Origin of the sequence: Agarivorans albus, assembly GCF_019670105.1 — a bacterium.
In the GTDB taxonomy this organism is placed as follows: domain Bacteria; phylum Pseudomonadota; class Gammaproteobacteria; order Enterobacterales; family Celerinatantimonadaceae; genus Agarivorans; species Agarivorans albus.
Genome location: NZ_AP023032.1, coordinates 4595869 through 4608081 on the forward strand (window position 1 = coordinate 4595869; position 12213 = coordinate 4608081).

Here is a 12213-nt window from a genome sequence, read left to right on the forward strand (position 1 = left end):
TGTAACCAGGGTTACATTGCCAAACTTTCGATTAAACAGTCGCGATCTAAGCTAATTCACAGTAGTTTTACTTTTTCAGGTATACAATCGTTTTTATTTGAGTATTAACTGTAAGGAACACGGTTGCTCAACAAGATACTTAACATAGGCACCAGCAAAGGAAAGCGTCACGCCGTTCGTATGACCAATCTATTTGTGGTTATAGGCCTGCCTTTACTTGCCCTAAACGTTATTGTTCAAGCGCTTGAGCACAACATTACGGCGATTGAATTCTGGCTGGTTAATGGCTTAGTGGTATTTGCTTATACCCTAACGCTGCTGTTTAACTGGTTAAATCAAAATGATCTAGCCAGAGCCTGGTTGTTAACGGTATTTGTTCTCGATATTACTTTAGCCTCTACCCGTTGGTTTGGTATCGAGTCCTTTATTTTCTTCCATCTTATTGTTATTTATCCAGTGGCATTTTTGCTATGGCAAGAAAAGCCGTCCATTCGCAATGCCATTTTAGCCCTAATAAGCGTGGCCTTTTTTGCGGTATTCTACTGGCCAAGCGACCCTATGTTCCCCAGTGATGTAGAGCAAAAACGAAGTTCTATGGGTTTGGTCTTTATTAACTGCGCCATTCTATTAAGTATTGTGGCCAAGCTGTTTTCTATCGATACTCAGCGCGCTCATCGCCACCTTGCTGAGCAAGCGCGCATCGACCCTCTCACCAATATCTTGAACCGCCGAGAATTAGAGCGCCAGCTTGATACTCAATGTGAATCTGTATTAAGCATGGCAGTAATGCTGTTTGATATAGACAAATTTAAACACATTAATGACCAATACGGTCATCACACCGGTGATGATGCGCTAAAACATGTTGTAGCCTGCGTGAAACAACAACTCCCTGAAGAGGCAATGTTTGCCCGATTTGGCGGCGATGAATTTTGTATATTATGGGCCAATTGCCAGCGCCAACATGCGCAAGACTTAGCCAATATCATTGTCAAACAAGTTGCCGAAAAACCTTGCTCAGTTAACGACCAACACCTCGCCATTAGCATTAGCATGGGCATTGCCTTTGAAACCCAAAGAAAAGATTTGTCCCGTTTATTGATCGACGCCGACAATGCCATGTATGCTGCCAAACGCAAAGGTCGTAATACCTTTGTCACCACTTGGGCACAGCCAAGCCAAGCGGTACCTGCCTAAGTTAACTCAGCGTTTCACTTAGCCCTCTCTTATTGCGTTTTTGGAGCATACATTGAGTTATGAATGGTTAGCTTTGCTGGCAGCTGCGCTATGGGCGTGCACCAGCTTAATCTCGGTAACCCCTAGCCGAGTGATGGGCGCTTTTGCCTATAGCCGCTGGCGCATGGGCTTAGTGAGCCTAATGCTGCTTGGTGCCACTTTATACAATAACCAATGGCAAATGATTAGCCTGTCGCAAGCGGGATTGTTTGCTTTGTCAGGCTTTATTGGCGTATTTGTTGGCGACACCGCCTTGTTTGCCTGTATGAACCGCCTAGGACCACGCCGCGCCAGCTTGTTATTTGCCTGTCACGCCGCTTTCTCTGCCTTTTTAGGAGTATGGCTATTTAATGAAGATTTGCTTGGTTGGCCGCTATTAGGCGCTGCTTGTTTGTTCTTAGGCGTAATATTAGCTGTTAGTTTTGGTCGCCGAAGTGAACAGCACAGCTGGGAAAAAATTACCGGCTCAGTCAGCATAGCAGTTGCTTTGGGGTTAACGGCGGCGCTCTGCCAAAGCCTAGGTACAGTAATGTTAAAACCGCTGATGAGCGCCCCAGAATACAGCGCTATTGACCCAGTAGCGGGCTCAGCATTACGAATGCTAAGTGCCTTCTCAGCCCACTGTTTGCTATGGCTAAGCGGTTACAAGCTTGCGCGCACACTTAAGCCGATTAACTCAAAGCTATTTGTTATGATCGCTGCCAATGGCTTTTTAGCCATGGCAGTAGGCATGACATTGATGCTGTTTGCCCTGCGATATGGCGATGTATCAGTGGTTGCCCTGTTATCATCAACTTCACCGGTGTTGGTGCTGCCGCTGTTATGGATAGTAACCAAACAAGCGCCTACTCGCTCGGCCTGGCTTAGCGCCGGTTTATGTGTACTAGGCAGCGCCTTGCTAATATTTGGCTAGGGGCTGTTGATCTTTGGTGTTGAAATTTTGTTCGAGATAAGCGGGCTTTAATCGCGGCGAGCACTTAGAAGCCTAGTGGGCTAAGCAAGAAGTGCTTAACAAAGAGTAAAGTTCGCTTATCCGAACCCTTCGGGCAGCATTTCTTAGCCATTTATTCAGCCTTAGCGAGAGATTATTAAGCCCACTTAACTGCACACTCTCTGCATTGCCTAAATGGCTAATAAGTTGCTGCAAAACCATCAGCAAAGATCAACAGACCCTAGTGTTCAGGGTTAAGAAAAGCCGGTAAGTGAGCGATGCGCTGGTCGATAAAAAACACTTTTTGCTGATACAACTCAGAGTCTGTAGAACCATAAACTTGGGCAAAGCTTTGCTCACTAATGCCTTCGGCTAAATCATCTATTCGTGGGAAAAATGCCTGTTCCGAACGTGCGGAGCGCATTACAGTCAAAAACTGTTCGGCCTTGTTAAGGTTTTTAGCCGATTCAGCAAACTCAATGCCTGTGCGATCAGCTGCTAGATCGGCAAAACTAAAACCACTGCCACCCTCTAAAGAATCAAATAGCTCTTTAAACTCACCAATTGAAGCACTAAAACCTTGCTCTGCAGCCATGCTCAAGCCCGCCGAATAGACAAAGTGCAGCAGTAAGTCTCTGCGCCCCGCAAGGGTCACGTTGTTTGGAGCGGCTTCTAGAGTCAGGTCATCAGCAAAACGTTGCGCCATCACTTTTTGAAAAGTGCCTTGGCTGAAAAAAATCGCCATTGCCCACACTAAAGCCTGTTGCTCTTGTAGAACATCGCTTTGCTCACCACGCATTGCGACATCAAAGCTCAGTGGGTACAGATAATCATATAAAGAAATGGCTTGCTGTTCACCATACTGCTTTCTTAACTGGCTTAGCTTTTGGTAGTAAATCGCCACTGGTAAGCTGGCTAGCTGCGGATCTTTCAACTGATTGAGGTTCTTATAAGCACCAGCGACTTTTAAACCTAAATCCTCTACTGGCTCAACCTTAAACTGCACTTGCTGCTGGCTAACGTCTACTGCTTTAATGCTAGCTAATAGCTCATCGGCTTGTAACTCTGGGAACAAACGCTCTGCCAAGCGCAGCGCTATATATTGCGCCATGCTGCCCGGTAAACTTAGTTGGCCTACCTTCCATTGACCAAACTGCAAGCCCTGAGTTGAGGAATGCAAACTAATTTCGCTGTTTACATAGCCTTGGTAAATGCTCTTAGGCAAGGTAATACTGCCACGCAGGCGTAACTCAGATTCGGCAAACGCAGCTTCAGCATCTAAACCACTAAAAGCTGTGGATGATAAAGCTAACAAGCCATCTAGCTGCTGTTGGCTAAGTTGAATATCAACCGATTGCTGCCCGCGACGAAAAAGCTGCAAGTTTTGTTTAAGCCAGTCTTTGGCATCGGCAACTTGCCGAGCACTCACCGAAGGAGGAGTGAGCACAGTGGCTTGCTTAGATACCATCAACGCAAAGGCGATTAATACCGCCAGAGCAAACAATAAACTAAGGCTGAGTAGGGCAAACAGTATTTTCTTCATATTACAATAAAGCCCCTCGGAGGGGGCTTAACAACTACCTAGTAAGGTTTTATTTAGTTTCGGCTAACCACTGCGCTACGTCTTTAGCGAAGTAAGTTAAAATGCCATCGGCACCGGCACGTTTAAAGGTAAGTAAAGATTCAAGCACTACCGGGCGCTCGGCTAACCAACCATTCTCAATGGCGGCTTTATGCATCGCATACTCGCCACTTACTTGGTAAGCAAAGGTAGGCACTGCAAAGGCATCTTTAACTTGGCGAACCACATCCAAATAGGGCATACCTGGTTTTACCATTACCATGTCGGCGCCTTCTTCAATATCTAAAGCCACTTCGTGTAGTGCTTCTTGACCATTGGCGGGATCCATTTGGTAAGTCTTTTTATTGCCACCTTTTAGGTTACCAGAACTGCCCACTGCATCGCGGAATGGTCCGTAGTAACTAGAGGCATATTTGGCTGAATAAGCCATGATCATGGTGTTGTGATAACCCGCTTCCTCTAACGCTTCTCGAATAGCGGCAATTCTGCCGTCCATCATATCCGATGGCGCAACAACATCAGCCCCTGCGGCTGCATGAGATAAGGCCTGTTTCACCAGAATCTCGGTGGTTATATCGTTTTGCACATAACCATCGTCATCGATAATGCCGTCTTGACCATGCGTGGTGAACGGGTCCAATGCCACATCGGTCATCACTCCAAGTTCAGGAAAAGCTTGTTTAAGTGCGCGCACCGCTCGTTGCGCTAGGGCATCATCGGCATAGGCTTGCTCTGCCAACAATGACTTTTGCTCAAGCGGCGTTACCGGGAACAAGGCAATCATCGGCACACCTAAGGCCACTAATTGTTCAGCTTCTTTTAACAGCAGATCAATGCTAAAACGCTTTACACCAGGCATGGACGCAACCGTTTCTGTTTGGTTTTCCCCTTCAATCACAAACATTGGGTAAATCAAATCATCAACACTTAACTGGTTTTCACTGGCTAGGCGACGAGAGAAATCATGACGGCGAATTCGACGCATGCGGGTGGCAGGGAACATTCTTGATACGCTCACTCAGCGCTCCTTAATTATGTTGCTGTTAGCATCTAGCGCTACTTTAAGCGGCTAATGCTTAGCGAGCAAGTGTATGTAACAGTTTTTCTTAACAGTTTCAGAACAGCTCAAACCCTGCCACCACAGCGAAAAAAAGCATAGATAATATGTGATTACACTCGCGTTCAAAGGAAAACGTTTCCACATTTGATTTACATTTGTTAAATTATAGATACTACATCGCCTAGTCACTGGTCGTGACGCCAGCACATCTTATAGCTAGTGTTTTCAACTTAGTCACAAGCAAAACCGTTTTCTTGGAGTATAAATGGCCACAATTAAAGACGTAGCAGCTGCCGCCGGTGTTTCTGTCGCCACCGTATCTCGGGTGGTCAATAATGGCCCCAAAGTAAGTGCCAAAAACCGCGACCTTGTAAAGAAGGTGATGTTAGAGCTAGGCTATCGGCCTAACGCCAATGCCCGCGCTCTGGTTACCCAAACCAACCCTACTTTAGGTTTAGTGTTTAGTGAGCTAACAGACCCATTTTTTGCCACACTAGCTGGCGGGGTAGAGAAAGTAACCCGCAACAACAATATCCAGTTATTGATCAGTAACGGTTTAGTTAGTGCAGAGAGTGAAAAGCGCGCCATTGAAACGCTTTTAGAACAGCGTTGTCAGGCCTTGGTGGTGCACTCTAAAGCCTTAAGCAATCAAGCCTTAATTGACTACGCAGAAGCCGTTCCAGCTTTAGTGTTAATTAACCGCTATATCCCAGAAATAGCTCACCGTTGTGTATGGTTAGACAACCAAGCCGGCGGAGAAGCAGCCGCCCGTCACTTGTTATCATTAGGCCACAAAAACATTGCCTGCATAACAAGTAGCTACGACATCGAAGATCCACGCTTGCGTTTAGAAGGTGTTAAGTCGGTATTGAGTGAAGAAGGCATGCCCTTAGCTGAACATGCCATTGCCTCATCTGATCCTAATGAAATTGGCGGCGAGATTGCGGCGCAAAACCTATTAGCGCGCGGCTTAGACTTTACCGCCCTAATTGTTTACAACGATTCCATGGCGTCTGGCGCCATCACCGTACTTTGCGACAACGGCTATCGAGTACCCGAAGATGTATCGGTAATAGGCTTTGATGACGTATTACTCTCTCGCTACTTGCGCCCAAAACTCACCACCATGCGTTACCCCATTGAGATGATGGCGATGGAAGCCGCCGAGATGTCTTTAGCGTTAGCCAGTGGCGAAAGTGTTGCACCTATTCATAAATACGTGCCTACGCTGGTAAAACGCGATTCGGTAAGCCAACCTAAAGACTAAACAAGCTAAATACCTAATTTATCTCGCAGGTTGTAATACACCGCACCCAATGCGGTGAATGGCACCTTTAAATGCCGCCCTCCTGGGAAACGATAGTGATTAAGTGAAGCAAATACATCAAAACGCTGCGCTTGGTCACTAAGCACTTCGGCTAACAACTTACCGGCCAAATGAGTACAGGTTAAGCCATGACCGCTGTAACCCTGCAAGTAATATATGTTGCTATCGAGCCTACCAAACTGAGGCATTCTCGAGTAAGTAAGCAAGAAGTTTCCGGTCCATGCGTAATCAATCGCGGTCCCTTTTAGTTGCGGGAACAGGGCCTCGAATTTAGGCCTAATTTGCTTTTCTATAGACGCCAAAGGCTTAGCGCCATAAACCACTCCTCCGCCAAACAATAAACGTTTATCTCCGGTCAAACGGTAGTAATCAAGCAAGTAGTTACAATCTTCCACACAGTAGTTTTTTGGTAATAGCTGCTGACACAGCTCATCACTTAAAGGCTCAGTGGCTATTACTTGGGTGCCGCAGCGTATCGCCTTATCGCTCAGCTTTGGCTCAAGCCCACCCAAGTAGGCATTTCCGGCAAACAATAGATAGTTGGCAGTAACACTGCCATGTTCGGTAGTGACTTTGGCAGGTTCACCCGCTTGGTAACTTAACACTGCCGATTGCTCATAAATCTCACCACCTAAACCAAGTACCGCTTCGGCTTCACCTAGAGCAAGATTAAGCGGATGAATATGCCCACCTTGCATGTCCAATAAGCCACCTTGGTAGGCAGTGGTACCTACTATTTGTTCTAACTCTGCTTTATCTAACAATTGCAATTGGTGATTGCCAAAACGCTCCCAATTGGCTTTTTGCTCCTGTAAGCCTTTAAACTGCTTAGGGTTGTTGGCAGCAAAAACACCACCGGCTTGGTAGTCACACTCAATATTATATTGGGCAATGCGAGAACGGATGATTTCTCCGCCCTCAAAGATCATTTCATTCAAGGCTTGGGCGGTATTTTTGTCATAGCGCTGCTCAATTACGTCCACGTCGCGGCTATAGCTGTTAACTACTTGTCCGCCATTGCGCCCAGTTGCGCCAAAGCCCACCTTGGCACTCTCTAACACCACCACATGGAAACCTTTCTCAGCGAGGTGCAAGGCCGAAGACAAACCACTAAAACCAGCACCAATGATGCAAACATCACAACGAATATCTTGATTTAACTGAGGAAACTCTCGCTGGTTATTTGTGCTGGCAGCGTAATAAGACGACGTGTGTTGTTGCATGGTGCTCTCCAATGGTCTGTTAACCCTAGTAACTGCTACGCAGCACGGCGTTTTGCCGCTGCCAAAAATTGGCTAAAAATGGCTTGTGATACCTTATTTTCGCTGGCTTGCCACTCGGGATGCCATTGCACAGCATAGAAAAATGGGTGTTCAGCAAGCCGAAACGCTTCTACCAAACCATCCTCTGCTTGCGCCTCAACCAACAAAGGCTCAGCGAGCCGATTAATGCCTTGATTATGTAAGGAATTAACCTGAATCGTATCGCTATCTAACCAATCGCCCAGCCAGCTGTCTTGAGCAAGCTGCAAAGAGTGCTGATCAGCATACTTTTTAGTGAAGTCTTCGGTATCCGGCTCTCGGTGTTCTACACAACCACCAAGTTGATAGACTTTGTGATGCAGGCTGCCACCTAGGGCGACATTCATCTCCTGAAAGCCGCGACAAATTCCCAAAACAGGTAAACCATGCTGTTTAGAATATTCAACAATAGAGAATGCCAAGCTATCGCGCCCTCGGTCTAAGCGCGGCTCTAAATGTTTAGCGCCATATAACTCGGGGTGCACATTAGAATGGCTACCGGTAAATAATACTCCATCTAGGCCATCTAATACCCGTTGCAAACTTCTCCCTTTTAGCTGGTGAGTCAGTAATACCGGGGCTGCGTCATAGCTTTCCAAAGCGTTCAAGTAAAACTCATTAACACTTTGCACCTGATATAAACCTTGCGGTTTATGACAAGTAATAACACCAATGAGAGCTTGTTTATGTTCCATATCCTCTGCAAAACCTCGTCAAAATTTAGCAAATTTAATTAAAGCTAAATTGGCACACAAAAGGAAAAATGTAAAATATATTTAACACTCGTTGTTTGAAGCCGAAGGATAAAAGCTAGATAATTCCGAAGATAAAAGAGATTTTAAGACAATATGCTGAGATTTCTGCCTAAAGCTCTCTAGAAATGAACGCTTTTACTAAACAGTAGACGGAAGGCATAGCGCAACCACACAACAACAACGACCAGATTTAAGGTAAATCAATAGCAGCTAAGGCGCATAATCGGTAAAATCGCCCAGCAGTTTTCATTGGAGTATGGGGCAAATCCTCAGTCATGGCAGAACAAGTAAGCATCAAAATACATTTCAACTCATCCGCAGACCAAGCGGCAACTATAGATAAAGTTCCCGCGCCAAAGCCACCCTTTGACTTACGCAAAGTTTTTGCCGCATTGATAGTGCTTGCCTTAGTTATATTCGCTTTGCTGCATTTAATGTGGCCAGCTAACGCAGAACCTACAGCCGAGTCGAATGCCTTTACAAACCAACAAGCCAGCCAAGTTGAAAATAATTCCGATAAGGCAGAGTTACCAGCCTTAGAAGCCTCAACCGAGCAACCTCAAACCGAACAATTTGAAGAGATTGCAGCTGAAAGCTCGCCGATTGTGGCTAATGAAGAGCAACAGCTGCAGCCCTCAAAAACGGAACAGGCAGTTAGTGAGCCGGTAGTCGCAGTAACAAAGAACACCTCAAAAACAAACCTAGCTCAGCCGGAGACCGATACCGCACAAGCTAAGCAGCAAGCTAATAACTTAGCCAACACCACTCCCAGCACTTCAGAACAAGCAGAGCTTGCTAGCGAGCAAATAAGCATACCTGCCGCTCAAGCTAATGTTGTCGTAGAGCCAGCAGCAAGCAAGGTTGAAACAGCAACTAATGAAGAGGCCGTTGCGGCCGGAAATGTTGATAGGGAGCTTGCTCACAGCTCTGAGCAAACCAATAAGGCATCGAGCCAAGTCGCTCGAGCCCAGCTAAGTTCTACCATTAGCCAACGAGAGCCAGTGGACAACTTAACTCGAATTGAGCTCAATCAAATTCAGCAGGTCTATTTGTTTATGGAGTTGCGTGAGATGCAAGGTCAAAGCATTCAAGTAAACTGGTATCACCAGCAGCAACTTCAGGCATCGGTTGATTTAGACATTGGTGGCCCACGCTGGCGCACCAATGCCAGCAAGCGCTTTGACTTAAACAGTCGCGGCGACTGGCAAGTCGCGATATACAATCAACAGCAAGTACGCATTTTTGAACAAAACTTTACTGTGGAATAAGCCAATAGGCTTGCAGTGACACTAAGCAATGGTAAATTGATTAAGTGGCTTAGTTGCTTTCAAATAATTAAAAATATACAGGTGACGTTATGGAACTTGAGTTAATTCGCAGCGCGTTAGGCTGGGGAGCCATTATCAATATTGCGGTATTGCTGTATTGGTTTGCTTTTTTAACCCTAGCTCACGACTGGACCTACAAACTGCACTCTAAATGGTTCAACCTTAGCGTAGAGAAGTTCGACCGCTTTCATTACCTAGGCTTGGCACTGTATAAAACCGCTATTATTGCGTTTTACGTAGTGCCATATATCGCCCTAGGTATTGTGTTAGATTAATCGGTATACAACACGATCGACTCAGGTTCGCTGATTGAATAGCCAGCGGTGGCTACCCCTTCAACAGTTTGAACTTGAGTATTGATGGTTCCTTCAACCCAAACAGGTTCCCATAAGTCTTCTAGCTGTAAACCTTTTGAGTGAGTAACATAAACAATTTGGTTTGGCGGTGGTGGCGGATAATGCAAACAAGCGCCAAAGTACGGCACCAATAAAAACTCCTTCACCAACTCCCCTTCGGTATCCAGCGGTACTACAAAGCCCGGAATACGGATTGGCTTGCCGTCCAGCTCTTTATTTACGCTCACATTGAGATTTTGCTGACCGGCCTGATCCAGCGGTATGTTGTGATCAATTTCAGGCATCGGCATGTTGCGTTCATTTTCTGGCAGCAACTCGTTCCAAACGTCTACGCCATTGGCCTGTAGGTTCATGCTAACCAGCAATAAACCCACTACGTAATAAGCTAGTTTCATGTTTTACCCTTACTAAATTTTTATGCTCATGCCATCGCTAAGCGAATAACGATAAGCGCGCCAAGCAGGTAGTACGCCAGCTAAAAAGCCCACCACAACTACGGCCAGCAATAAGTAGCATTGCTCTACAGTAGGCCAGTTTAACACTAAATAGAAACCAAACTGATTAAGCAGTATAGGTTTCGCTGCCCCCAAAATTAGATACATGCTGGCTAAGCCAAGCAAAGCGCCTAACGCACTCAATAACAAGGCTTCAATCAGTAACAAACCAAAGATATGTCGCGGTTTAGCCCCTACCGAGCGCAAAATTGCCATCTCTCTACGGCGTTCTTTTAAGCTCACCATCAAGGTGCTTAACATGCTCATTAAGCCAGTGATAACCACACAAATGGATACCGCTAACAGAGCACTTTCGGCAATGCTTAAAATGCCCCACAGTTCTTGCAAAGCCACTCCTGGCAATATCGCTAACAGCGCTTCATTTTTGTATTGATTAATCTGCCGCTGCAAATTAAAAATTTGTAAGCGGGATTGTGTGCCCAGCATCATTGCAGTGATGCTTGAAGGCGTTAACTGAGCCTCGGTAAATGGCTGTGCTTGCGGTGGAAGGTGAATCGCTTCGATGCCAGCAAGCGAGGTTATCACCGTTCTGTCTACTGGCGTACCAGTAGGCTTTAAAATGCCGCTCACTTCAAAAGGGAACTGGTCATGATTAACAAAACTTACTGCAGCAATTCCGTGTGCCACTACAATTTTGTCACCCAGTTTATAACCCAACTTGCGGGCAACTTCGGCGCCTAATACCACTTCAAAGGTATCGTTTAATTGCTGGCCTTGGGCAAACTCTAAAGGCTGTTTATTGGCGTATTGATAATGCTCAAAAAAGCTATTGGTGGTGCCCATTACACGATAGCCGCGATGCGAATCCCCCAGGGAAATAGGGATCGACCATTTTACCGACGACTGACCTGCAATTTCTTGGTAACTGTCCCAGCTAATATTATTGGTGGCATTACCAATGCGAAATACCGAATAAAGCAGTAATTGAGTAGGGCCACTGCGTGCACCCACAATTAAATCGGTGCCAGAGATGGTTGAGGCAAAACTCGATTTAGCTTGAGTACGTAGATTTTCCACACCTAACAATAGGGCCACACTAAGGGCGATGGTAAGCAAACTAAGCAATGCGGTACCACGCCTTGCCCACAAACTATGCCAAGCCAATTTAAGCAAGCTCATGTTGACCTCCCAAATTAAGTGCTGGCAAATCAACCACCTGATGGAAACGATTCGCTAGCTCTTGATCGTGACTCACCAATAACAAGCTGCTATCACAGTGCTCTAACTCAGACATCAACAGGTTCATAAAATGTTCGCGATTGGTTTTATCCAACGCTGAGGTGGGTTCATCGGCAATAATTAACTCTGGAGAGCCGATCATTGCGCGAGCCGCAGCCACCCGCTGTTGTTGGCCAATGCTCAACTGGCCAACTGGCTGATTAAGCTGCTTATCAGGCAACTGTAGATGCGATAATAATCGACGCGCTTCATCCAATACCGACGATGAGCGGCTTAAAGCTCGCTGTCGACGTAACTTAGAGAACTGACAAGCCAAAGCGACATTTTCGAGTACCGACAAGTAGGGCAACAGGTTGAACTGCTGAAATACGTAGCCAATATGATCGGCTCGCAGTTGGTCACGTTGCGCTGCTTTTAAGCTGGCACAGTCTTGTCCCATGAAACTTAACTTGCCCTGTTGCGGGCTAATCACCCCAGCAATCAAGCTGAGTAGCGTAGATTTACCACAGCCGCTTGGCCCATGAATAAAGGTATGGCTAGCCGCAGCAATAGTTAAATGAGGAATATGAATGGCCGGGTGTGTTTCACCCGGCCACGCAAATACCACTTCTTCTAAGGCTAATAGAGAAGCAGACTGGCTCAT

Annotated in this window: 12 protein-coding genes; 5 read left to right on the forward strand and 7 right to left on the reverse strand. The window is 46.1% G+C overall.

Annotation, left to right across the window (positions count from 1 at the left end; genetic code table 11):
• Positions 1-123 precede the first annotated feature (123 nt).
• Together K5620_RS20795 and K5620_RS20800 are read left to right on the forward strand one after the other, a co-directional pair.
• The gene (locus K5620_RS20795; RefSeq protein WP_016400090.1) at positions 124-1197 is read left to right on the forward strand and encodes a GGDEF domain-containing protein; all 1074 of its coding nucleotides are present in this window, start codon (positions 124-126) and stop codon (positions 1195-1197) included.
• 52 nt (positions 1198-1249) lie between these two features.
• Entirely contained in the window at positions 1250-2149 is a 900-nt protein-coding gene (locus tag K5620_RS20800; protein WP_016400091.1) for a DMT family transporter, read from the forward strand.
• A gap of 259 nt (positions 2150-2408) precedes the next feature.
• Here K5620_RS20800 and K5620_RS20805 read toward each other — a convergent pair whose 3' ends face one another.
• Complete coding sequence (locus K5620_RS20805) at positions 2409-3710, reverse strand: YfiM family lipoprotein (protein WP_016400092.1); 1302 nt, start codon at positions 3708-3710, stop codon at positions 2409-2411.
• Positions 3711-3759: 49 nt separating this feature from the next.
• A complete protein-coding gene (gene hemB, locus K5620_RS20810) occupies positions 3760-4752 on the reverse strand; it encodes a porphobilinogen synthase (RefSeq protein ID WP_040306735.1) in 993 nt (330 codons plus the stop codon).
• Positions 4753-5074: 322 nt separating this feature from the next.
• Here hemB and K5620_RS20815 point away from each other — a divergent pair, with 322 nt between their 5' ends.
• The gene (locus tag K5620_RS20815; RefSeq protein WP_016400094.1) at positions 5075-6076 is read left to right on the forward strand and encodes a LacI family DNA-binding transcriptional regulator; all 1002 of its coding nucleotides are present in this window, start codon (positions 5075-5077) and stop codon (positions 6074-6076) included.
• Between the two features lie 5 nt (positions 6077-6081).
• Here the strand turns inward: K5620_RS20815 and K5620_RS20820 are convergent, their stop codons facing one another.
• Both K5620_RS20820 and K5620_RS20825 read right to left on the reverse strand, forming a co-directional pair.
• Positions 6082-7359, reverse strand: a complete 1278-nt coding sequence (locus K5620_RS20820) for an NAD(P)/FAD-dependent oxidoreductase (protein ID WP_016400095.1) — start codon at positions 7357-7359, stop codon at positions 6082-6084.
• 35 nt (positions 7360-7394) lie between these two features.
• Positions 7395-8132 (reverse strand): gamma-glutamyl-gamma-aminobutyrate hydrolase family protein, encoded by a 738-nt coding sequence (locus K5620_RS20825; protein WP_016400096.1) that lies wholly within the window; start codon positions 8130-8132, stop codon positions 7395-7397.
• 335 nt (positions 8133-8467) lie between these two features.
• On the opposite strand from K5620_RS20825, the gene K5620_RS20830 reads away from it, so the two are divergent.
• Together K5620_RS20830 and K5620_RS20835 are read left to right on the forward strand one after the other, a co-directional pair.
• Positions 8468-9460 (forward strand): DUF2914 domain-containing protein, encoded by a 993-nt coding sequence (locus K5620_RS20830; protein WP_016400098.1) that lies wholly within the window; start codon positions 8468-8470, stop codon positions 9458-9460.
• An 89-nt stretch (positions 9461-9549) separates the two neighbouring features.
• Complete coding sequence (locus K5620_RS20835) at positions 9550-9795, forward strand: DUF6868 family protein (RefSeq protein ID WP_016400099.1); 246 nt, start codon at positions 9550-9552, stop codon at positions 9793-9795.
• Here the strand turns inward: K5620_RS20835 and K5620_RS20840 are convergent.
• Genes K5620_RS20840 through K5620_RS20850 form a run of 3 tightly spaced genes read right to left on the reverse strand, consistent with a single transcriptional unit; the run spans position 9792 to position 12213 of the window.
• Complete coding sequence (locus K5620_RS20840) at positions 9792-10271, reverse strand: DUF3299 domain-containing protein (protein WP_016400100.1); 480 nt, start codon at positions 10269-10271, stop codon at positions 9792-9794. The two genes, K5620_RS20835 and K5620_RS20840, sit on opposite strands and share 4 nt — an antisense overlap.
• 12 nt (positions 10272-10283) lie before the next feature.
• Entirely contained in the window at positions 10284-11510 is a 1227-nt protein-coding gene (locus K5620_RS20845) for an ABC transporter permease (protein ID WP_016400101.1), read from the reverse strand.
• Positions 11497-12213 (reverse strand): ABC transporter ATP-binding protein, encoded by a 717-nt coding sequence (locus K5620_RS20850; protein ID WP_016400102.1) that lies wholly within the window; start codon positions 12211-12213, stop codon positions 11497-11499. Before K5620_RS20850 ends, K5620_RS20845 begins: the two co-directional genes overlap by 14 nt.